Annotated in this window: 19 protein-coding genes; 11 read left to right on the top strand and 8 right to left on the bottom strand. The window is 72.6% G+C overall.

Going from position 1 to position 20,043, the window contains the following annotated elements:
• The first annotated feature begins 5 nt into the window (after window positions 1-5).
• The 3 genes from hisC to P8627_RS06780 are packed head-to-tail and all read left to right on the top strand — an operon-like array spanning window position 6 to window position 2,850.
• Window positions 6-1,088: a histidinol-phosphate transaminase gene (hisC, locus tag P8627_RS06770; protein WP_279966955.1), complete on the top strand. Its 1,083-nt coding sequence runs from the start codon at window positions 6-8 to the stop codon at window positions 1,086-1,088.
• Window positions 1,073-2,002: a prephenate/arogenate dehydrogenase family protein gene (locus tag P8627_RS06775; protein ID WP_279966957.1), complete on the top strand. Its 930-nt coding sequence runs from the start codon at window positions 1,073-1,075 to the stop codon at window positions 2,000-2,002. The genes hisC and P8627_RS06775 overlap by 16 nt, the downstream gene beginning before the upstream one ends.
• Window positions 1,999-2,850: an extensin-like domain-containing protein gene (locus P8627_RS06780; protein ID WP_279966958.1), complete on the top strand. Its 852-nt coding sequence runs from the start codon at window positions 1,999-2,001 to the stop codon at window positions 2,848-2,850. Before P8627_RS06775 ends, P8627_RS06780 begins: the two co-directional genes overlap by 4 nt.
• A 16-nt stretch (window positions 2,851-2,866) precedes the next feature.
• Here P8627_RS06780 and P8627_RS06785 read toward each other — a convergent pair whose 3' ends face one another.
• From P8627_RS06785 to P8627_RS06795, 3 genes are all read right to left on the bottom strand, one after another.
• Window positions 2,867-4,762, bottom strand: a complete 1,896-nt coding sequence (locus P8627_RS06785) for a peptidoglycan -binding protein (RefSeq protein WP_279966959.1) — start codon at window positions 4,760-4,762, stop codon at window positions 2,867-2,869.
• A 1-nt stretch (window position 4,763) separates the two neighbouring features.
• On the bottom strand, window positions 4,764-5,963 hold the full coding sequence (locus tag P8627_RS06790) for a biopolymer transporter ExbB (RefSeq protein ID WP_279966961.1): 1,200 nt from the start codon (window positions 5,961-5,963) through the stop codon (window positions 4,764-4,766).
• Between the two features lie 91 nt (window positions 5,964-6,054).
• Window positions 6,055-6,603 carry a gamma-glutamylcyclotransferase gene (locus tag P8627_RS06795; protein WP_279966963.1) on the bottom strand — a complete coding sequence of 183 codons (549 nt, stop codon included), beginning with the start codon at window positions 6,601-6,603 and terminating at the stop codon, window positions 6,055-6,057.
• Window positions 6,604-6,671: 68 nt separating this feature from the next.
• Between P8627_RS06795 and P8627_RS06800 the strand changes: the two genes are divergently transcribed.
• Window positions 6,672-7,649, top strand: a complete 978-nt coding sequence (locus tag P8627_RS06800; protein WP_279966965.1) for a DUF2125 domain-containing protein — start codon at window positions 6,672-6,674, stop codon at window positions 7,647-7,649.
• Here P8627_RS06800 and P8627_RS06805 read toward each other — a convergent pair.
• The 3 genes from P8627_RS06805 to P8627_RS06815 all read right to left on the bottom strand — a co-directional run bounded on the left by P8627_RS06805 (window position 7,646) and on the right by P8627_RS06815 (window position 11,344).
• Complete coding sequence (locus P8627_RS06805) at window positions 7,646-8,125, bottom strand: hypothetical protein (protein ID WP_279966966.1); 480 nt, start codon at window positions 8,123-8,125, stop codon at window positions 7,646-7,648. The genes P8627_RS06800 and P8627_RS06805 overlap by 4 nt on opposite strands.
• Entirely contained in the window at window positions 8,118-10,616 is a 2,499-nt protein-coding gene (locus P8627_RS06810) for a GcvT family protein (protein ID WP_279966968.1), read from the bottom strand. Before P8627_RS06810 ends, P8627_RS06805 begins: the two co-directional genes overlap by 8 nt.
• A 302-nt stretch (window positions 10,617-10,918) precedes the next feature.
• Complete coding sequence (locus P8627_RS06815; protein WP_279966970.1) at window positions 10,919-11,344, bottom strand: DUF1489 family protein; 426 nt, start codon at window positions 11,342-11,344, stop codon at window positions 10,919-10,921.
• A 79-nt stretch (window positions 11,345-11,423) separates the two neighbouring features.
• On the opposite strand from P8627_RS06815, the gene P8627_RS06820 reads away from it, so the two are divergent.
• Window positions 11,424-13,691, top strand: a complete 2,268-nt coding sequence (locus P8627_RS06820) for an adenosylcobalamin-dependent ribonucleoside-diphosphate reductase (protein ID WP_279966972.1) — start codon at window positions 11,424-11,426, stop codon at window positions 13,689-13,691.
• An 87-nt stretch (window positions 13,692-13,778) separates the two neighbouring features.
• On the opposite strand, the gene cueR is transcribed toward P8627_RS06820, so the two are convergent.
• Together cueR and P8627_RS06830 are read right to left on the bottom strand one after the other, a co-directional pair.
• Window positions 13,779-14,186: a Cu(I)-responsive transcriptional regulator gene (gene cueR, locus P8627_RS06825; protein ID WP_279966974.1), complete on the bottom strand. Its 408-nt coding sequence runs from the start codon at window positions 14,184-14,186 to the stop codon at window positions 13,779-13,781.
• A 5-nt stretch (window positions 14,187-14,191) separates the two neighbouring features.
• Window positions 14,192-16,660 (bottom strand): heavy metal translocating P-type ATPase, encoded by a 2,469-nt coding sequence (locus tag P8627_RS06830; RefSeq protein WP_279966976.1) that lies wholly within the window; start codon window positions 16,658-16,660, stop codon window positions 14,192-14,194.
• A gap of 297 nt (window positions 16,661-16,957) precedes the next feature.
• Here P8627_RS06830 and P8627_RS06835 point away from each other — a divergent pair, with 297 nt between their 5' ends.
• The 6 genes from P8627_RS06835 to P8627_RS06860 are packed head-to-tail and all read left to right on the top strand — an operon-like array spanning window position 16,958 to window position 20,037.
• Window positions 16,958-17,686, top strand: coding sequence for an urease accessory protein UreD (locus tag P8627_RS06835; RefSeq protein WP_279966978.1), 729 nt, complete (start codon window positions 16,958-16,960; stop codon window positions 17,684-17,686).
• A gap of 3 nt (window positions 17,687-17,689) precedes the next feature.
• Complete coding sequence (locus P8627_RS06840) at window positions 17,690-17,992, top strand: urease subunit gamma (RefSeq protein ID WP_279966980.1); 303 nt, start codon at window positions 17,690-17,692, stop codon at window positions 17,990-17,992.
• Window positions 17,993-18,003: 11 nt separating this feature from the next.
• Window positions 18,004-18,315, top strand: coding sequence for an urease subunit beta (locus tag P8627_RS06845; protein WP_279966982.1), 312 nt, complete (start codon window positions 18,004-18,006; stop codon window positions 18,313-18,315).
• A gap of 18 nt (window positions 18,316-18,333) precedes the next feature.
• A complete protein-coding gene (locus P8627_RS06850) occupies window positions 18,334-19,155 on the top strand; it encodes a cyclase family protein (protein ID WP_279966984.1) in 822 nt (273 codons plus the stop codon).
• Window positions 19,155-19,568 (top strand): carboxymuconolactone decarboxylase family protein, encoded by a 414-nt coding sequence (locus tag P8627_RS06855; protein WP_279966986.1) that lies wholly within the window; start codon window positions 19,155-19,157, stop codon window positions 19,566-19,568. Before P8627_RS06850 ends, P8627_RS06855 begins: the two co-directional genes overlap by 1 nt.
• Complete coding sequence (locus tag P8627_RS06860; protein ID WP_279966987.1) at window positions 19,558-20,037, top strand: GFA family protein; 480 nt, start codon at window positions 19,558-19,560, stop codon at window positions 20,035-20,037. The genes P8627_RS06855 and P8627_RS06860 overlap by 11 nt, the downstream gene beginning before the upstream one ends.
• Window positions 20,038-20,043: the final 6 nt, after the last annotated feature.

Raw genomic sequence — 20,043 nt, forward strand, 5'->3', positions numbered from 1 at the left:
GACCGATGCAATCCGCGCCCGCACCCCAGCCGGGGATCATGGAGATCGCGCTCTACCAAGGCGGCGCCTCGAAGGTGGAGGGCGTGGAGGACGTGCTCAAGCTGTCCTCCAACGAAAACCCCCACGGCGCGCCCGAAAGCGCGCAGGCCGCCGCCCGCGAGGCCGCCGCGGCGATGCATCTCTACCCACCGACCGACCATGCCGGCCTGCGCGCCGCCATCGCCGAGGTCCACGATCTCGACCCCGACCGCATCATCTGCGGGGTGGGCTCGGACGAGGTGCTGCACTGGCTCTGCCAGGCCTATGCGGGGCCGGGCGACGAGGTGCTGCACACCACCCACGGCTTCCTGATGTACCCGATCAGCGCCCGCGCCGCCGGGGCCACCCCCGTCGCCGCGCCCGAGCGGGACCGCCATGTCGATGTCGACGCCCTGCTGCAGCGGGCGGGCGACCGCACGAAGCTGTGCTTCATCGCCAACCCCGCGAACCCGACCGGCACGCTGATCGGCGGGCAGGACATCGTGCGGCTGGCCGACGGGCTGCCCGATGGCTGCCTTCTGGTTCTCGACGGCGCCTACGCCGAATTCGCCGAGGATTACGACGGGGGCCTCGGGCTGGCCGGCGCGCGCGAGAACGTGTTCTGCACGCGCACCTTCTCCAAGATGTACGGGCTGGGCGGCTTGCGCGTCGGCTGGGGCTACGGCCCGCAGCCGGTGATCGACGTGCTCAACCGGATCCGCGGCCCCTTCAACCTGTCGAACGTGGCGCTCGCCGCTGCCGAGGCCGCGATGCGCGACCGCGCCTTCGTCGCCCGCTGCCTCGAGGACAACCGCATCCAGCGCGATCGCCTGACCCGCGGCCTGCGCGCGCTCGGGCTGGCCTGCGACAGTTCGGCTGCGAATTTCGTGCTGGCGCGGTTCGCCGATGCCGAGGCGGCGGTCGCCTGCGATGCGGCACTGAGGGCGCGCGGCGTGATCGTGCGCCACGTGGCGGGCTACGGCCTGCCCGACTGTCTTCGGATCACCGTGGGCGACGCGGCGGGCGTGGACCGCGTGCTGGAGGGTGTGGCCGCATGGGCGCAGGCGTGATCTACCAGCGCGTCGCGCTGATCGGGCTGGGCCTGATCGCGGGCTCGATGGGCCTGCGGATGAAGCGCGACGGGCTGGCGGGCGAGGTGGTCGGCACCGCGCGCACCGCCCGCACGCGCGAGATGGCGGTGGGGCTGGGCCTGTGCGACCGGGTGACCGAGACCGCCGCCGAGGCGGTGGCCGGCGCCGATCTGGTCGTGCTCTGCGTGCCGGTCGGCGCGATGGCGGCCGTCGCCCGCGAGATCGCCCCGCATCTCGCCCCCGGCGCGACGGTCAGCGACGTGGGGTCGGTCAAGCGCGCGGTGATCGCGGCGGTGGGCCCGCATCTGCCCGCGGGCGTGCATTTCGTCCCCGCCCACCCGGTGGCCGGGACCGAGCATTCCGGCCCCGAGTCGGGCTTTCCCACGCTTTTCGACAACCGCTGGTGCCTGCTGACCCCTGACGGAGCCGCGGCGGAGGCGGTCGACCGGCTGGCCCGGCTCTGGCGGGCGATGGGCTCGAATGTCGATCAAATGGAGCCCGACCACCACGACCTCGTGCTGGCGGTGACCAGCCACGCGCCGCACCTGATCGCCTACACGATGGTCGGCGTGGCCGACGACCTGCGCCGGGTGACCGACAGCGAGGTCATCAAATATTCGGCCGCGGGCTTCCGCGACTTCACGCGCATCGCGGCCAGCGACCCGGTGATGTGGCGCGACGTGTTCCTCTCGAACAAGGACGCCACGCTCGAGATCCTGGGCCGCTTCACCGAGGAGCTCTTCGCCCTGCAACGCGCGATCCGCACCGGGGACGGCGACATGCTGCACGACTATTTCACCCGCACCCGCGCAATCCGCCGCGGGATCATCGAGGCCGGGCAGGACACCGACGCCCCCAATTTCGGCCGCGCGCCGGGGCCGGTGACGGAGTGATCCGCGCCGCCCTCCTCGCGGTGCTGCTGGCCGCGCCCGCCGCGGCCGCCGAGCCGCGCCCGGTGCCGCGGTCCGACGCCGCGGTCGTCGTCCTCTCCAGCCGGGGGGCGATCGCCGTCGCGCCCGAGATCCAGGCGCCCGCGCGCTCGGCCCAGCCCATCCGCCGCCCCAGCCCGGCCGCCGCCGAGGCGCGCGCCGTGGCGCTGGCGCTGCGCGATCCGCTGCCGCGGATCGATGCGGGCGGACTCGTGCGGAAGACCGGTCGTCCCCTGCTGCGCGACACTGAAGTGGTGCGCGCCATGTCCGCCAACCCCCGCGCCTCGCGCGGCGGCGGGCTCTGCGGCCGTGGCAGCCTGCGGGGCGAGCGGATCGAGCCGGTTCCCGGCCCCGGCGCCTGCGGCATCCCCGAGGCGGTGCGCGTGCGGCAGGTGGCGGGGCTCACGCTCAGCACGCCCGCGCGGATGGATTGCCGGACCGCGCAGGCGCTGGACGACTGGGTGCGCAAGGCGGTGATCCCCGAGGTCGGCGCGACCGGCGGCGGCGCTACCCGGCTGCGCGTCGCGGCGGGCTATGCCTGCCGGTCGCGGAACAGCCAGCGCGGCGCGAAGGTCAGCGAACACGCCAAGGGGCGCGCCATCGACATCGCGGCGATCGGGCTGGCCGACGGCTCGGAGCTCTCGGTCCTGCGCGATTGGGGCGGTGGCGAGCGGGGCCGCATCCTGCGCGCGCTGCACCGCGCCGCTTGCGGACCCTTCGGTACCGTGGTCGGCCCCGAAAGCGACCGCTTCCACCAGGACCATATCCACCTCGATACCGCGCGCTACCGCTCGGGCAGCTATTGCCGCTGAGACCGCGGCGCCCGGCCTAGCGCTCGGTCAGCTTCAGCTCGATGCGGCGGTTGCGGGCGCGGGCCTCGGGCGTGGGGCGCGGATCGACGGGGCGGAACTCGCCAAAGCCGGTCGCGGCCAGCCGCTCGGGCGGCACGCCCAGAACGTCGGTCATGTAGCGCACGACCGACAGGGCACGGCCCTGGCTCAGCTCCCAATTGTCGGCGTAGCGGCCATTGCCGCGCAGGGGCACGTCGTCGGTATGTCCGTCCACCCGCAGCACCCAGTCGATATCCTCCGGGATCTCGTCGGCCACGTCGAGGATGACCTCCGCCACCTCGGCGATCTGCTGGCGGCCGCCGGCCTGCAGGGCGACCTCGCCCGCGTCGAACAGCACCTCGGAGGAGAAGACGAAGCGGTCGCCCGCGATCTCGATCCCCTCGCGGTCGCCCAGCACGTCGCGCAGCCGGCCGAAGAATTCCGAGCGGTAGCGCTGCAGTTGGCGGGCCTCCTCCTCCAGCCGCCGTCGCTCGGCCTCCTCCAGGTCGGCGCGGGCGCGCTGTTCGGCGGCGACCTGCGCCAGCGCGGCGTTCAGCCGGTTGCCCAGGCTGTCGAGCTGCACCCGCGTCTCCGCGTCCCGCGCCTCCGCCGCTTCCAGAAGGCCCTGCAGGCTGCCCAGCTGCGCGCGCAACTCGAGGATCTGCTGGTTCAGCGCCGCCGCCTCGCGCTGCGCGGCCAGCCGGTCGGCATCGACATCGGCCAGTTCGATGCGCGCCTGCGCCAGCAGCGCGTCCAGCCGCTCGGCCTCCGACAGCGCGGCATCGGTGGCCTCGCCCGACGCCGTCTGCGCCGCCAGGGCGGCGGCCAGGCGGTCGCGCAGCTCGGCCTCGGTCAGCGTCGCGGCCGCGCGTGCGGCTTCGGCGGCGGCCAACCGATCCTCGGCGCTCAGCGCCCGTTGCTCGGAGGCGGTCAGATCGGCCAGCGCCTGCGCCAGCCGGTCGTTTAGCCCCTCCCGCGCGGCTTGCGTCGCGGCGAGCAGGGTCAGCGTCTCCTCCGCCTCGCGGCGCTGCTCCTCCAGCGCCAGCGTCATTGCGGTCAGTTCGGCATCGGCATTCTCCAGCCGCGCGCGCAACGCTTCGGCCGCCGCCGCCTCGGTCAGCCGCGCGGTCTCCTCCGCCGACAGGGTCGCCTCGACCTCGGCCAACCGCTCGCGCAGCGCCTCGGCGGCGGCGAGCTCGGCCAATCGCGCCGCCTCCGCCGCGTCCAGATTCGCCTCGAGATCTCCGGCCCGGGCGGCCAGCGCCGCCGTCTCGGCCTCCCGATCCTCCAGCGCGACGAGCGTCTGGGCCAGCGTGGCCTCGCGGCTCTCGGCGGCGGCGCGCATCTCGGCCAGCATCGCCTCCACCGCGTCGCGCTGCGCGGCGGCAAGCCGGGCGGCCTCCGCTTCGGCGTCGATCTCCGCGCGGGCGGAAGCCAGCGCCAGTTGCAGCGCCTCGCCCTCGTCGATCGCGCGGGCCAGCTCGCCCTCGGTCGTCTCCAGCGCGCCGGCCATCCGGTCGCGATCGGCGATCAGGCTCGCCACCTGCTCCTCGAAGGTCGCGACCCGGGCGGTCAGCGCGTCGCGCTGCGCGTTCAGCGTGGCGATCAGCCGGGCCTGGCTGTCGCGCTCCGCGTCGAGGGCGGCCACCTCGTCCTCCAGCGCGGCGGCGCGCTGGTTCTCCAGCCCCAGCGCCTCGGCCAGCGACGCGACCTGCGCGCCCAGCTCGTCGAGGCGCGTGTCCTGCTCGCCGATGGTCTCGGACAGCACGAACTGCACCAGCATGAAGATCGACAGGACAAACATCAGCACCAGCAGCAGCGCCGTCATCGCGTCGACGAAGCCCGGCCAGACATTCGCCGTGAAACGCTGTCCCGAACGGCGGGCCAGCGCCATGTCAGCCGTCCCCTTCGGGCGCCGTGGCCTTCGCGGAAAGCTGGCGGTTAAGTTGCCGCAGGCTGCGGGTCAGCGCGTTCAGATCGCCGCGCAGATCGTCGACCGAGGCCTCGCGGCCCTGCTGCATCTCCTCGAAAAGCTTCAGGAGCTGGACGTCGATCGAGCGCAGGCGCATCCGGCTTTCGGCATCCAGCCCGCCGCCCTCGGCCCCGGCGGTGCTGCGCAGCACCTCGACGATCTGCCCCTGCCCCTCGGCCACGCGGTCCAGCGCCTCCGAGGTGCGCCCGCCGCCATCCATCCGCCCGGCCATGCCGGTCACCGCCTCGGCGAGGGTCGCCAGACGCGCATCCGCCGCCAGCCGCCCGGCCTCGGCCTTCTGGAACATCTCCTGCAGGCTCTCCATCTGGTAATTCATGTGATCGAGCACGGCGGCGAGCGAATACTGGTCGATCGTCTCCTCGCCCGAGTCGCCCACCAGCCCGACCCGCGTGATCGAGCTAAGCCAATCCTCCATCTCGCGGTAGAAGCGGTTCTGCCCGTGCCCCGCGAACAGCTCCAGAAGGCCCACCACCAGCGAGCCGGCAAGACCCAGAAGCGACGAGGCGAAGGCCGTGCCCATCCCCGCGAGCTGATCCTCCAGCCCGCCGATCAGCCGCCCGAACACCGCCACGCCGCGCTCGCCGCTGTCGGGATTGAGGTTGCGGATCGTGTCGACGACCGCCGGCACCGTCGTGGCGAGCCCCCAGAACGTGCCGAGAAGTCCCAGGAAGATCAGCGTGTTGACGATGTAGCGCGTGATGTCGCGCGCCTCCTCCATCCGCGCGCCGACCGAGTCGAGGATCGAGCGCGAGGAGGAGGCCGAGATCTGCGACCGGGCCGAGCGCGAGCGCAGCAGCGCCGCCAGCGGCGCCAGAAGGCCCGGCGGGCGCGTCATGTCGTGGCCCAGGCGGCGCTCGGCGAAGCCCTCGATCCACGAGACCGAGGAGAACAGCGCGAAAACCTGCGCGAAACAGGCGATCACGCCCAGCACGAAGACCAGGATGATGGTGCCGTTGAGCCAGGGGTTCGCGCTGAAGATCGGCGCGACCTGCGGATAGGCCAGGAAGGTGCCCGCGGCGACCAGGCCCAGCACCACCAGCATCTGCACGATCTGCCGGATGGGCTGCGAGAAATGCGTCTCGTCGGTGAGCTTGGTGGCCATGCCTGTCCCGTTCGCGGCGGCCGCGTTCCGGCCGGTCTTGGTTTTGCGGGGACGTTACGCGGCGCATCCCCGCGCGACAAGCATCGCGGGGTCAGGCGCCCCGGCGGGGGGCGCGCAGCTCGGCCACGCGGGCCTCCAGCCAGTCGAGATCCGGATCGCCGATCCCCAGCGCGTGCAGCCCCTGCGCCGTCTTCGACAGGTATTCGTGATTGGGGCCGCGCCCGCCAATGGCATGGGCGATGACATGGGCCTGGTCGTCCAGCGTCAGGTCGCGGGCGTATTGGCCATGCGCCGGGTCGATCACATAGGCCAGCGCGTCGATCGGGCCGCGGTCGCTGTCGAGCGTGACGCGGCGCTCGTGATAGGCGGCCGAGACCAGCTCGCGCTCGCGCAGTTCCGCGAGCGCCGCCTCGGGGTCGGCGGCGCGGATGGCGAGGCCTTCGCAAAGGCCGCCCGCATGCGGCTCCAGCGCCAGCACGAGGCCCGGCTCCTCCTCCGACCCGCGATGGTGGATCGACCACATGCAGAACCGGCGGCGGTAGTCGCGCAGCCGCGCCATGCGCGTCTCGGCCACCGCGATGCCGGGATTCCAGACCAGCGATCCGTAGCCGAAGACCCAGAGGTCGGGGGATGTGGTCATCTGTCGTCCTTTCGCCCTGCCGCGGCGGGGGATAGACGAAAGGCGCAAGCGGCGCAAAGGACCTGCGGATGGTGAAATGGCTGACGGTGCTGGCCTGCGTGGCCGGGGCGCTATGGGGCGGCTGGTGGTTCGTCGGCGCGACCGCCGTCGAACGCGGCGCGCTGTCGGCGATCGAGGCCGCGCGGACCGGGGGCTGGCGGATCGCCTATGACGACCTGTCGGTCGCGGGCTTTCCGAACCGCTTCGACACCACGGTCACCGATGTCGATGCGCTGGGCCCCGACGGGTGGGGCCTCGCCGCGCCGTTCCTGCAGGTCTTCGCGCTCAGCTACCGGCCCAATCACGTGATCGCCGTCGCCCCACCCTCGCTGACGGTCGCCACGCCGGCCGGCCCGGTGGAGGTGACGAACGAGGATTTGCGCGCCTCGGCGGTCCTGACCGCCTCGCGGACGCCCACGCTGCGGCGCGCGACGCTCGTCGCCTCCGAGGTCACGGTCTCGGGCCGCGACGGCGGGATCGCACTGGGCAACGGGCAGCTCTCGACCCGCCAGGCGGGCGGGCCCGCGGCCTACGATCTGTCGCTGCGCCTCGGCGCGCTGCGGCCGGACCGATTCCTTCTGTCCCTGGTCGACCCCGCCGGCACCTTGCCCGAGGCGATCCGGCTGGTTTCCGTGGACGCCACCGCGCGGCTGGATCGGCCGCTCGAGGCCGGGGCCGAGCCGCGGATCGAGGCGCTGGAGCTGCGCGCGGCGGCGCTGCGCTGGGGCCCGGTCGAGGCCGACCTGGCGGGCGATATCGCCATCGGCGCGGACGGCCTGCCGCGCGGCGCGCTGATGCTGGAGCTCGCCGGCTGGGAGGTGCTGCTCAAGCTCGCCGTCGAGGGCGGGCTCATCCCGCGCGACCGCCAGCCGCTGATCGCCGCCGGGCTGGGCGGCATGGCGCGCGACGGTCGCATCGCCGCCCGGTTGGAGCTGCGCGACGGCATGGCCTTCTACGGCCCGCTGCCGCTGGGCCCCCTGCCGCGGCTGGCCGTCCCGCGGGGCTAGAGTCCGAAGGGCAGCCGCCAGATCGCCGCCCGCGCGGGCACGCAATCGAGCGCCGCGGCCCGGATCGCGCCGGCCTCGGCGGCGACCGCGCGGGCCAGGCAGTCCGCCAGCGCTGCGGGCAGGCCCTCGCCCCGGTCCAAAGCATCCGCACCCTCGAACGCATCGAGCTGCACCACCACCAGCTTGCGCCAGCCGCCGATGCGCGGCTCGACCACCGCGGTCAGTGCCGCCGCGCAATCCCCGCGGCAGAGCGTTCCGGCCTCGGGCAGGTGGCGGATGTTCTCGGGGCGGCGCAGCAGCGCGACCTGCACCTCCGTGACCAGACCCCCGGGGACCGGCCCCGCGCCATAGGCCGCCCGCACGGCCGGCGCGCCGTCGCCCAGGATCGTCACCTCGCGCGCGCCGCGTGGGATCAGGAGCGCCGCGAACAGGGCCAGCGCCGCCAGGAGCAGCGCCGCCCGGATCGCCCTAGCCATCCGCGCGGATGCGCGCGTTTGCGGGATCGTAGGGGCTGTCCTCGGTCACCTCGGCATCCCACAGCGCGCGCTGCATCCGGACCTTCAGCCGGGTGCCCGGTGCGGCGAGGTCGGGGCGGACATAGCCCATGCCGATGGACTTGCCGAAGGCCACCGAATAGCCGCCCGAAGTCAGCCGCCCGATGCGCGTACCGTCCGCCGTGTAGAGCGCCTCGCGCCCCCAGGGATCGGCGTCGTCCGGGCCGTCCACCAGAAGCGTCACGCATTTCGAGCGGATGCCCGTCTTCTCCATCGCGGCTTTGCCGTGGAACTCCTTGGACAGGTCGACGAAGCGGTCGAGCCCGGCCTCGAGCGGGGTCGCGTCGCGGCCCAGCTCGGTCCCGAAGGCGCGGTAGCTCTTTTCCTGCCGGAGCCAATTCTGCGCGCGCGCGCCGACGAGGCGCAGGCCATGCGCCTCGCCCGCCTCCATCAGCCGGTCGAAGAGGTAGTTCTGCATCTCCATCGGGTGGTGCAGCTCCCACCCCAGCTCGCCGGTATAGGCCACGCGGATCGCGTTCACGGGGCACATGAGCAGCTCGATCCGGCGTTGCGACAGCCACGGAAAGCGCTTGTTCGACAGCACCGTCTCCGGCTCCGCGTCGCGGACGACCTCGGAGAGGATCGCGCGGCTGTTCGGCCCGGCCAGCGCGAAGACGCCAGTCTGGCCGGTGACGTCGGACAGGTACATCGGCCCGAACTCGGCCACCTTGTCGTTGACGGCCTTGGCGATGAAATCGCTGTCATAGGCCTGCCACGCGCCCGCGGAGACGAGGTAGAACGTGTCCTCGGCCAGCCGGACGATGGTGTACTCGGTGCGCGTCGTGCCGACTTCGGTCAGGGCATAGGTCAGGTTGATGCGGCCCACCTTGGGCAATTTGTTGGTGGTGAACCAGTCGAGGAAGGCCGCCGCCCCCGGGCCGCGCAGCATGTGCTTGGTGAAGGCCGTGGCGTCGATCAGGCCCGCGGTTTCGCGCAGGGCCGTCGCCTCCTCGACCGCGTGCTGCCACCACTTGCCGCGCCGGAAGCTGCGCGAGGTCAGGTCGAAATCCGCCTCGGCGCCGGGCTTGAAGTAATTGGGCCGCTCCCACCCGTTCACGCAGCCGAACTGCGCGCCGCGATCCTTCATCCGGTCGTAGCAGGGCGCGGTCTTGAGCGGGCGCGCGGCGGGCCGCTCCTCGTCGGGATGGTGGAGGACGTAGACGTGGTCGTAGGCCTCCTCGTTCTTGCGCATCGCGTATTCGGTCGTCACCCAGTCGCCGAAGCGCTTGGGATCGAGCGAGGCCATGTCGATCTCGGCCTCGCCTTCCGTCATCATCTGCGCGAGGTAATGGCCCGTGCCGCCGGCGGCCGTGATCCCGAAGCTGAACCCCTCCGCCAGCCACATGTTGCGCAGCCCCGGCGCGGGCCCGACCAGCGGGTTGCCGTCGGGCGTGTAGCAGATCGGCCCGTTGAAATCGTCCTTCAGACCGCAGGTCTCGGAGCTGGGGATGCGGTGGATGAAGGACATGTACTCCTCCTCGATCCGCTCCAGGTCGAGCGGGAAGAGATCGGCGCGGAAGCTGTCGGGCACGCCGTAGGGAAAGCGCGCGGGCGCCTTCTGCTCGTAAGGCCCCAGGATCCAGCCGCCGCGCTCCTCGCGGACGTACCACTTGGCGTCGGCGTCGCGCAGGACGGGGTGCTGCGGGTTGCCGGCCTTTCGCCATTCGACCAGCGCGGGGTCGGGCTCGGTCACGATATACTGGTGCTCGACCACCACCGCCGGGTGCTTGATGCCGAGGAGCTTCGCGGTGCGCGGCGCGTGGTTGCCGGTCGCGGTGACGACATGCTCGGCGGTGATGATCGCCGTCTCCTCGGTGGGGACGAGGTTGCCGCCCTTTTCGGCCATCTTCGTCACGCTGACCCGCCAGTCCGAGCCCGTCCATTCGTAGCCGTCCACCTGCCAGCGGCGCTCGATCACGGCGCCGTGCTGGCGCGCGCCCTTGGCCATGGCCATCGTGACGTCGGCGGGGTTGATGTAGCCATCGGTGGGATGGAGGATCGCGCCCTTCAGATCCTCGGTCCGCACCAGCGGGTACCGCTCCTTGATCTGGGCGGGGGTCAGCCACTCATGCGGGATGCCCACCGTCTCGGCCGTCGCGGCATAGAGCGCGTATTCGTCCATCCGGTCGTCGGTCTGCGCCATGCGCAGGTTGCCCACGACGCTGAAGCCCGGATTGAGCCCGGTCTCCGCCTCCAGCCCCTTGTAGAACTCGACCGAGTAAGCGTGGATATGGCTGGTGGCGTAGCTCATGTTGAAGAGCGGGAGCAGCCCCGCCGCGTGCCAGGTGGAGCCGCTGGTGAGCTCGTCGCGCTCCAGCAGCATCGTGTCCCAGCCGGCGCGGGCGAGGTGATAGGCGATGCCGGTCCCGACCGCCCCGCCGCCCACGACCAATGCCCTCACATGCGTCTTCATCGCCGTCCCTCCGGTCGTCCTGGCCTTGGGGATGACACGCGCCGGGTCGCGCGTGGCAATCGCGCACGACCGGCGGCGGCGGAAAAGCGACGCGGGGCGAGGCGGGACGGGCGATATGCACCTGACCTTCGCGTGCGCGAAACAGTATCGGCCGCAGGGGCGATGCCGCGCATCGCCGGGCCGCCCCATGGCCCGACGATGCGGCTTCCGCTCCGCGCCGCCTCAAAGTCGTCCGGATCTTGCTGCCATGAATCGCGTCGCACCGACGCGGCAGCGCCGCGGCCCGGCGAAACGCGATTTCGCTACAGTACCCCGATCTCGGCGAGCGCGACGCTCAGCGCGGGCGGCAGGGCCTGTTCCGCTGCGCGGGACGGGTCGATATCGGCGGGCGCGTCCGCGGCCGCAAGATAGCGCCAGCCCTGGAAGGGCCGCTTCGGCATCGGCGTGACGGGGACCAGCTCGGGCGACAGCACGATCCCGCAGCGCGGGATGCCATCGGCGCGCCGCACCTCCTCCAGCCGCAGCACGCGCTGGCGGCACATCACGACGCCCTTGATCACCCAGTAGATCGAGCCGCCCTCCAGCACCTCGGCCTCGCGCTTGGGCCACATCCGGGTGACGTGGCGCGGATGACCGCAGGGCCCCTTGGCGGCGGCCGAGGATTGCCACCGCTTGAGCCCCTCGATCGACTCGGTGCCGACGCTCAGCTTGATCAGGTTGACCGCCATGATGACTCCGTTCCGCGCAGGGTATATATCTAGCCATCCGGCGTCCCGCCGCAACCATCCCTAGGAAGAAGCCCCGCCCATGTCCGCCTTCGCCGCCCCCATCGCCGAGCAGATCTGGGACATGAAATACCGCCTGAAATCGGCCGACGGCACGCCGATGGATGCCGACATGGCGGCCACATGGGACCGCGTGGCCAAGGCCCTGGCGGCCCCCGAGGCCGATCCCGCCGCGTGGCAACCCCGCTTCCGCGAGGCGCTGGACGGGTTCCGCTTCCTGCCGGCGGGGCGGATCGTCGCGGGGGCCGGCACGGACCGGGCGGTCACGCTGTTCAACTGCTTCGTCATGGGCACAATCGAGGATTCGATGTCCGGCATCTTCGGCGCGCTCCGCGAGGCGGCGCTGACGCTGCAGCAGGGCGGTGGCATCGGCTACGACTTCTCGACGATCCGGCCGAAGGGCGCGCAGGTCGAGGGCGTGGCCGCCGACGCCTCGGGCCCGCTCAGCTTCATGGATGTCTGGGACGCGATGTGCCGCACGATCATGTCGGCGGGCTCGCGCCGCGGGGCGATGATGGCGACGCTGCGCTGCGACCACCCCGATATCGAGGAATTCGTCGCCGCCAAGGCCGACCCCGCCCGGCTGCGCATGTTCAATCTCTCGGTCCTGGTGACCGACCCATTCATGGACGCGGTCGCCGGCGACGGCGAATGGCCGCTCGTCTTCGGCGGGCGCACCTATCGCACCGTCCGGGCCCGCGCGCTCTGGGACGCGATCATGCGCGCCACCTACGACTACGCCGAGCCCGGCGTGATCTTCATCGACCGCATCAACGCGGCCAACAACCTGTCCTATGCCGAGACCATCGCCGCCACCAATCCTTGCGGCGAGCAGCCCCTGCCGCCCTATGGCGCCTGCCTGCTGGGCTCGCTCAACCTCGCCCGGCTGGTGGAAGACCCCTTCACTGGTGACGCGCGGATCGACACGAACAAACTGGCCGACCTGACCGCCACCGCGATCCGGATGATGGACAACGTCGTCGATGCCAGCCGCTTCCCCCTGCCCCAGCAGGCCGCGGAGGCGCGGGCCAAGCGCCGGATCGGGCTGGGCGTGACCGGCCTCGCCGACGCGCTGGCGATGTGCGGGCTGCGCTACGGCTCGCCCGAGGCGGTGGACGCGACCGGCGACTGGCTGCGCGTCATCGCCAACGCCGCCTATCGCACCTCCGCCGGGCTCGCCGCCGAGAAGGGGTCGTTCCCGCTCTACGACCGCGACGCGATTCTGGCCGCCCCGATGGTGCAACGGCTCGACCCGGAGGTGCGCGCGGCCATCGCCGAGCACGGGCTGCGCAACGCGCTCCTGACCTCGATCGCGCCCACCGGCACGATCAGCCTGCTGGCGGGCAACGTGTCCTCGGGGATCGAGCCGATCTTCGCGCAGGAATACACCCGCAAGGTGCTGCAGCCCGACGGCACCCGCACCGAGGAGACGGTGCGCGACTTCGCCGTCGCCGAATGGCGCCGCCTGCACGGGCGGACCCCCCTGCCCGAGGCCTTCGTTTCGGTGGCCGATCTCGCGCCCGCCGATCACGTGGCGATGCAGGCGGCGGCGCAGGAATGGGTGGATTCCTCGATCTCGAAGACGATCAACGTGCCCGCCGAGATCGGCTTCGAGGCCTTCAAGGACGTCTATCTCCAGGCGTGGGAGACCGGCTGCAAGGGCTGCACCACCTACCGGCCCAACGAGGTGACCGGCAGCGTGCTGGAAACCGCGTCCGCTCCCCCGCCCGAGGCCGCGTCCGAGGCGCAGGTCGTGCAGATGTTCGCCCCGCTCGACCGGCCCGCCGCGCTGACCGGCGAGACCTACAAGATCAAGTGGCCGCAATCCGAGCACGCGCTCTACATCACCATCAACGACATCCAGATCGACGGGCGACGGCGGCCCTTCGAGATCTTCGTGAACTCCAAGAACATGGAGCATTTCGCCTGGACCGTCGCGCTGACGCGGATGATCTCGGCGGTGTTCCGGCGCGGCGGCGACGTGAGCTTCGTCGTCGAGGAACTGAAGGCCGTGTTCGACCCGCGCGGCGGCGCCTGGGTGCAGGGCAAATACGTGCCCTCGATCCTCGCGGCAATCGGCGGCGTGATCGAGCGGCACATGATTGCGACCGGTTTCCTCGCCGGCGAAGGGCTCGGGCTCAAGATCGACCCCGCCGACCCGCGCGACCACTCCGCAACCGCCGCCGTCACCCTGCCCGGCCCCACCTGCCCCAATTGCGGCAGCTTCGACGTCCACATGGCCGAAGGCTGCGCCACCTGCGCCAATTGCGGCTTTTCGAAATGTGGGTGATCGCCGGTCCGGGCTGAAGGCCCGGCGGGGCCACCGAGGCGATCACGGGCGGAGCCCCGGGACAGGGGCGGCCGCGCGCCTTTGGACTCACTGACGCGACGACGACCGCCCCGCCGGCTCCATCGCGCGCAGGATCGGGCAGTCGGGCCGGTCGTCGCCCGCGCAGCGCGACACGAGGTCGGCCAGCGTCGCCTGCATGTCCCGCAGATCGGCGATCTTGCGCGCGATCTCGTCCAGATGCGCCTGCGCGATCGCCTTCACCTCGGCCGAGGCGCGGCTCTCGTCCTCCCAGAGGCCCAGCAGCGCGCGGCAATCCTCCACCCGGAAACCCAGCGCCCGGGCGCGCGACAGGAAGGTCAGCTTGTGCAGGTCCCGCTCCGAAAAGGCGCGGTAGCCGTTCGCGGCGCGCGCCGGCGCGACGAGGCCGATCTCCTCGTAATAGCGGATCGTCTTGGCGGGCAGGCCCGCGCGGCGGGCGACCTGGCTGATATTCATCGCGCTCACTCCGCCGGCTGCGCGCGCGGCGCGCCGGGCGCGGCGGGCCGCATCGCGGGCGCGGCCCCGACGCGGCGCAGGCGCAGCGCGTTGCCCAGCACGAAGATCGAGCTCAGCGCCATCGCCCCCGCCGCCAGCATCGGCGACAGCAGAACCCCCGCCACGGGATAGAGCACCCCCGCCGCGACCGGGATCAGCGCCGCGTTGTAGGCGAAGGCCCAGAACAGGTTCTGGCGGATGTTGCGCAGCGTGGCGCGGCTGATCTCCAGCGCGCGGACCACGGCGCCCGGATCGCCCGAGATCAGCACCACCTCGGCCGCCTCAATGGCGATATCCGTGCCGGTGCCGATGGCGAGGCCCACATCCGCCTCGGCCAGCGCGGGCGCGTCGTTGATGCCGTCGCCCACAAAGGCCACCGGACCGTGGGCGTCGCGCAGCGCGCGGATCGCGTCGACCTTGCCGCCGGGCAGAACCTCGGCCACCACCGCGTCCAGCCCCAGCCGGTCGGCCACGGCGCGCGCCGAGGCGGCGTTGTCGCCGGTGACCAGGACGGTGTGCAGCCCCAGGCCTCGCAGGGCCGCCAGCGCGGCGGGCGCCTCGGGCTTGATCGGATCGTCCACCCCGATCGCCGCCAGCGCCACGCCGTCGGCGGCGAGGTAGAGCGGCGTGCGCCCCGCCTCGGCGATCCGCGCGCCCGCCGCTCCCACCGGGCCCAGATCGACCCCCTCGGCGGCCAGGAACCGGTCGGCGCCGACGATCACGTCGCGCCCGTCGACGATCGCGCGGGCGCCCATGCCGGTGACGGTCTCGAACCGCTCGGCCGGCGGCACCGCCACGCCCTCGGCCTCTGCCGCGCGCAGGATGGCGCGGGCGATGGGATGCTCCGACCGCGCCTCGACCGCCGCCGCCAGCCGCAGCGCCTCCTCCCGCGCGACGCCGGGCGCGGTGTCGAGCGCGGTCAATTCCGGCCGGCCCAGCGTCAGCGTGCCGGTCTTGTCGAAGGCCACCACGCGCGCGCCCTGCAGCGCCTGCAACGCGTCGCCCCGGCGGAACAGCACGCCCAGCTCAGCCGCGCGGCCCGTGCCCACCATGATCGAGACCGGCGTCGCCAGCCCCATCGCGCAGGGACAGGCCACGATCAGCACCGAGACCCCCGCGACCAGCGCGAGGCTCGGCCCCAGCCACGCCCAGACCGCCACCGTGACCAGCGCCACCGCCAGCACGACCGGCACGAAGACCGCCGTCACCCGGTCCACCAGCGCCTGGATCGGCAGCTTGCCGCCCTGCGCCTCCTCGACCATGCGGATGATCTGCGCGAGCAGCGTGCCCTCGCCCACCGCGGTCGCCCGCATCACCAGCGCGCCGGGCCCGTTCACCGTGCCGCCCGTCAGCCCCGCGCCTTCGGTCTTCAGCACCGGCACCGGCTCTCCGGTGACCATGCTCTCGTCGACATGGGACCGCCCCTCTACCGTCTCGCCGTCGACGGGGATGCGCGCGCCGGGGCGGATCTCCAGCAGGTCGCCCGCCTGCACCGCGTCGAGCGGCACCTCCTCGGGCCGGCCATCGACCAGCCGCAGCGCTGTGCGCGGCGCGAGCCCGGCCAGCCGCGCGATCGCGGCCCCGGCGCGGCCCTTGGCGCGCGCCTCCATCCAGCGGCCCAGCAGGATCAGCGTGCAGATCACCGCCGCCGCCTCGAAATAGACCGCGCGCGTGCCCTCGGGGAACAGACCCGGCGCCAGCAGGGCCAGCGTCGAGTAGCCCCAGGCCGACAGCGTGCCCAGCGCCACGAGGCTGTTCATCTCGGGCGCGCCGCGCAGCAGCGCCGGGATGCCCTTGGCGAAGAAGCCCCGGCCCGGCCCGGCCAGCACCGCGGTCACCAGCACGAATTGCAGCCACCAGGACGCGCCGTGCCCCAGCGTGGCGCCGACGAAGCGATGGACGCCGGGGATGAAATGGCCGCCCATCTCGATCACGAAGACCGGCAGGGTCAGCGCCAGCGCCAGCAGCGCCCGGCGGCCCAGCGCCGCCGTCTCCTCCGCCCGGTCCGCGCGCGCGGCGGGTGCGGAAGCCTCGGACGGCTCCGCTGGGTAGCCGGCCCGCGTCACCGCCTGCGCCAGCGCCTGCGGCGTGGTCGCGCCCGCGATCCAGCGCACCCGCGTGGTGCCGGCGGCGAGATTGGCCGCCGCCTCCAGCACGCCGGGCTGCGCCGCGAGCGCGCCCTCGACCCGGCCCGTGCAGGAGGCGCAGTTCATCCCCTCGACCCGCAGCGTGGCCGCGGCCGTCCGCGCCGGATAGCCCGCGCCGTCGAGCGCGGCGGCCAGCGCCGCGGCCTCGGCCTCGCCCTCGACCTGCGCGCGCCCGGTGGCTAGGTTGACGGACGCCCCGGTCACGCCCGGCACGGCGGCCAGCGCACGCTCCGCGCGGCCGACGCAGCCGGCGCAGGACAGGCCTTCGATCTGCAGGGTCAGGGACATGGCGGATACCTTCATCTTCCGGTCCACAGATAGGTAGAGGTTCCAGTCACGGGAAGGTCAAGGCCGCCGATCTGCCCAATCCTTCGGCACCTGCCCGCCCCGCGGGCAGCGATGCGCGAAAAGCCACGGCCCGCGGCCCGCGCGTCATGGCGCGGGGCGGGGGAACGTGCTGAAACCGGGCGAGGAGGATCCGCCATTAACGCCCCGAGCCGCCCGCCCGCGACATCCGCGCCCCGCGCCCCCCGTGCCGAAGGGGAGCTGACGCTCTCGGCCAAGCGGCGCGGGCCGGCCAGCGTCGTGGACGACCTGCGCATGTCGGGCTGCCTCAAGGCGCTGTTCCCGCGCAGCCGCGGGCGGCTCGACGCGATGCTGCTGAACACCGCGGGCGGGCTGACCGGCGGCGACCGGATCCGCATCGCCGCGCGGGCCGGCGCGGGTGCCGCGCTTTCGCTCAGCACGCAGGCCGCCGAGCGCGCCTACCGCGCCGCCGGGGGCACCGCCCGGGTCGAGACGCGCCTCGCCGCCGCCCCGGGCGCCAGCCTGCTGTGGCTGCCGCAGGAGACGATCCTCTACGACGGCGCGCGGCTCGACCGCCGGCTGTCGGTCGCGCTCGAAGGTGACGCGCGCCTCCTGATGGTCGAGCCGGTGATCTTCGGCCGCGCCGCCATGGGCGAGGTGCCGCGCGACGTCACCATCCGCGACCGCATCGCCGTGACCCGCGACGGCGCCCCCCTCTGGCGCGACGGCTGGGACGTAGCGGGCGACCTGCGCGCGCTGATGGACCGGGCCGCCACCGGCCGCGGCGCGGGCGCGATGGCGAGCCTGTTCTACGCCGCCCCCGACGCCGAGGCGCATCTGGCCGCGATCCGCGCGCTGCTGCCCGCGACGGCTGGCGCGACGCGTCCCGCGCCGGATACGCTGGCCCTGCGGCTGCTCGCGCCCGATGGCTGGACGCTGCGCCGCGCGCTTTTGCCGGTGCTCGACCGCCTGACCGGCGGCACGCTGCCCATCTGCTGGAGACTGTGAGAGATGAACCTGACCCCCCGCGAAAAGGACAAGCTGCTGGTCGCGATGGCCGCCGAAGTCGCGCGCAAGCGGCTGGCGCGCGGCGTGAAACTGAACCATCCCGAGGCGATCGCGCTGATCACCGACGCCGTGGTCGAGGGCGCGCGCGACGGCCGCTCGGTCGCCGACATGATGCAGGCCGGCGCCCATGTCGTCACCCGCCAGCAATGCATGGACGGCGTGCCCGAAATGATCCCCGAGGTGCAGGTCGAGGCCACGTTTCCCGACGGCACCAAGCTCGTCACCGTCCACGACCCGATCCGCTGAAAGGTGCGCCGATGATCCCCGGAGAGCTGTTCCCCGCCGATGGCGACATAACCCTGAACGCCGACCGCACCGCGATCACGCTGCATGTCGCCAATACCGGCGACCGCCCCGTGCAAGTCGGCAGCCACTACCATTTCGCCGAGGCCAATGCCGCGCTCGATTTCGACCGCGATGCGGCGCGCGGCATGCGCCTCGACATCGCGCCCGGCAGCGCCGTGCGCTTCGAGCCGGGCCAGTCGCGCGACGTGGCCCTGATCCCGCTGGGCGGCGCGCGTGTGGTATACGGGTTCAACGGCCAGGTCATGGGAGAGCTGGACCGTTGATTCAGGGAGGATGTGACGATGTGTAATCTCTGCGTGGTGGAGTCGGTGAAAGAGCGGATGCTGTCGCGCCGCGACCTGTTCCGGGCCGGCGCCGCCGCCGGCGCCGTGGCCGCGACCGGCGGGATGCTCAAGGGCACGCCGGCGATGGCGGCGGGCCATGGCGGCGTGGTCGACATGACCCATGTCTACGGCCCCGACTTCCCGACCTATTTCGGCGAGCCGGGCATCGCGATCGACCAGGGCGCGAGCTTCGCCGAGAGCGGGTTCAACCTCTTCAACCTCGCGATCAACGAACATACCGGCACCCATATCGACGCCCCGCTGCATTTCTCCGCCGACGGCCAGGCGGTGGACGAGATCCCGGTCGGCAACCTCGTCTGCCCGCTCGCGGTGATCGACATCGCCGCCCGCGCCGCCGAGGACGCGGATGCGCAGGTGACGCCCGACGACCTGCGCGCCTGGATCGCCGCAAATGGCGAGATCCCCGACCGCGCCTGCGTCGCGATGCATTCGGGCTGGGCGGCCAAGGTCGGCACCGACGGGTTCCGCAACGCCGACGCGGACGGCGCGATGCATTTCCCCGGCTTCCATATCGAGGCCGCGCAGATGCTGATGGAGGAGACCGGCGCCACCTCGATCGCCGTCGACACGCTGTCGCTCGACCACGGCCCCTCGGCCGATTTCGCCACGCATTACGCCTGGCTGCCCAGCGGCCGCTACGGGATCGAGAACATCGCCGGGCTGGACCAGGTGCCCGCCGCCGGCGCGACGCTCGTGGTCGGCGCGCCCACCCATCGCGGCGGCTCGGGCGGGCCGGCGCGCATCTTCGCGATGGTCTGATGGCGACCGTCGCCCTTCTCGACGACGAGGCGGCCGGCGCGGATGCGCGGGCCGTCTTCGACGAGATCCGCGCCGCCCGCGGCACGGATTACGTCAACAACTTCTGGCGCGCGCTGGCCCATGACCCGACGCTGCTGCGCGCCACCTGGGACCGGTTGAAGGACGTCATGGCCCCGGGCGCGCTCGACCCGCTGGTCAAGGAGATGATCTATGTCGCCGTCTCCACTGCCAATGGCTGCTCCTATTGCGTGCACAGCCACACGGCGGCGGCGAAGACCAAGGGCCTGACCGACGCGCAGCATGGCGAGCTTCTGGCGGTGATCGGCATGGCGATGCAGACCAACGGCCTCGTCACCGCGCTGCAGGTGCCGGTGGACGCGGCCTTCGATGCCGAGGCGCGCGGTGCCGGTTGATCTCGCCGGATCCTGCCGCTGCGGCGCGGTCGCCTTCACGATCGCCAGCCACACGCCGCATCCCTTCATGCGCTGCTATTGCGGGATCTGCCGCAAGCTCGCGGGCGGGGGCGGCTACGCGGTCAACATCATGGGCGTGACCGAGACGCTGGCCATCCGGGGCGAGGACCGCACCAAAGAGATCCGCATCCGGGTCGACGGCGCCCCCAGCCGGATGCGCCGCCGCTTCTGCGCCGAATGCGGCAGCGCGCTCTGGGGCTGGCACCCGGACTGGCCCGAACTCACGCATCCCTTCGCCTCCGCCATCGACACCGACCTGCCGGTGCCGCCGTCGCGCTTTCACATGATGCTCGACTTCAAGGCGCCCTGGGTCGAGCCCGAAATCCGCGACGGCGACGAAAGCTTCGCCCGCTATCCCGACCAATCGATCGAGGACTGGCACCGCAGCCGGTCGCTCTGGGTCGCCTAGGAGGAC

The organism is Jannaschia sp. GRR-S6-38 (genome assembly GCF_029853695.1).
GTDB lineage: Bacteria > Pseudomonadota > Alphaproteobacteria > Rhodobacterales > Rhodobacteraceae > Jannaschia > Jannaschia ovalis.

Excerpts from the sequence above, each read along its gene's own strand:
- hisC (WP_279966955.1), top strand. The coding sequence starts at position 6 with ATGCAATCCGCGCCCGCACCCCAGCCGGGGATCATGGAGATCGCGCTC.
- P8627_RS06775 (WP_279966957.1), top strand. The coding sequence starts at position 1,073 with ATGGGCGCAGGCGTGATCTACCAGCGCGTCGCGCTGATCGGGCTGGGC.
- P8627_RS06785 (WP_279966959.1), bottom strand. The coding sequence starts at position 4,762 with ATGGCGCTGGCCCGCCGTTCGGGACAGCGTTTCACGGCGAATGTCTGG.
- P8627_RS06790 (WP_279966961.1), bottom strand. The coding sequence starts at position 5,963 with ATGGCCACCAAGCTCACCGACGAGACGCATTTCTCGCAGCCCATCCGG.
- P8627_RS06795 (WP_279966963.1), bottom strand. The coding sequence starts at position 6,603 with ATGACCACATCCCCCGACCTCTGGGTCTTCGGCTACGGATCGCTGGTC.
- P8627_RS06800 (WP_279966965.1), top strand. The coding sequence starts at position 6,672 with ATGGTGAAATGGCTGACGGTGCTGGCCTGCGTGGCCGGGGCGCTATGG.
- P8627_RS06805 (WP_279966966.1), bottom strand. The coding sequence starts at position 8,125 with ATGGCTAGGGCGATCCGGGCGGCGCTGCTCCTGGCGGCGCTGGCCCTG.
- P8627_RS06810 (WP_279966968.1), bottom strand. The coding sequence starts at position 10,616 with ATGAAGACGCATGTGAGGGCATTGGTCGTGGGCGGCGGGGCGGTCGGG.
- P8627_RS06815 (WP_279966970.1), bottom strand. The coding sequence starts at position 11,344 with ATGGCGGTCAACCTGATCAAGCTGAGCGTCGGCACCGAGTCGATCGAG.
- P8627_RS06820 (WP_279966972.1), top strand. The coding sequence starts at position 11,424 with ATGTCCGCCTTCGCCGCCCCCATCGCCGAGCAGATCTGGGACATGAAA.
- cueR (WP_279966974.1), bottom strand. The coding sequence starts at position 14,186 with ATGAATATCAGCCAGGTCGCCCGCCGCGCGGGCCTGCCCGCCAAGACG.
- P8627_RS06830 (WP_279966976.1), bottom strand. The coding sequence starts at position 16,660 with ATGTCCCTGACCCTGCAGATCGAAGGCCTGTCCTGCGCCGGCTGCGTC.
- P8627_RS06840 (WP_279966980.1), top strand. The coding sequence starts at position 17,690 with ATGAACCTGACCCCCCGCGAAAAGGACAAGCTGCTGGTCGCGATGGCC.
- P8627_RS06845 (WP_279966982.1), top strand. The coding sequence starts at position 18,004 with ATGATCCCCGGAGAGCTGTTCCCCGCCGATGGCGACATAACCCTGAAC.
- P8627_RS06850 (WP_279966984.1), top strand. The coding sequence starts at position 18,334 with ATGTGTAATCTCTGCGTGGTGGAGTCGGTGAAAGAGCGGATGCTGTCG.
- P8627_RS06855 (WP_279966986.1), top strand. The coding sequence starts at position 19,155 with ATGGCGACCGTCGCCCTTCTCGACGACGAGGCGGCCGGCGCGGATGCG.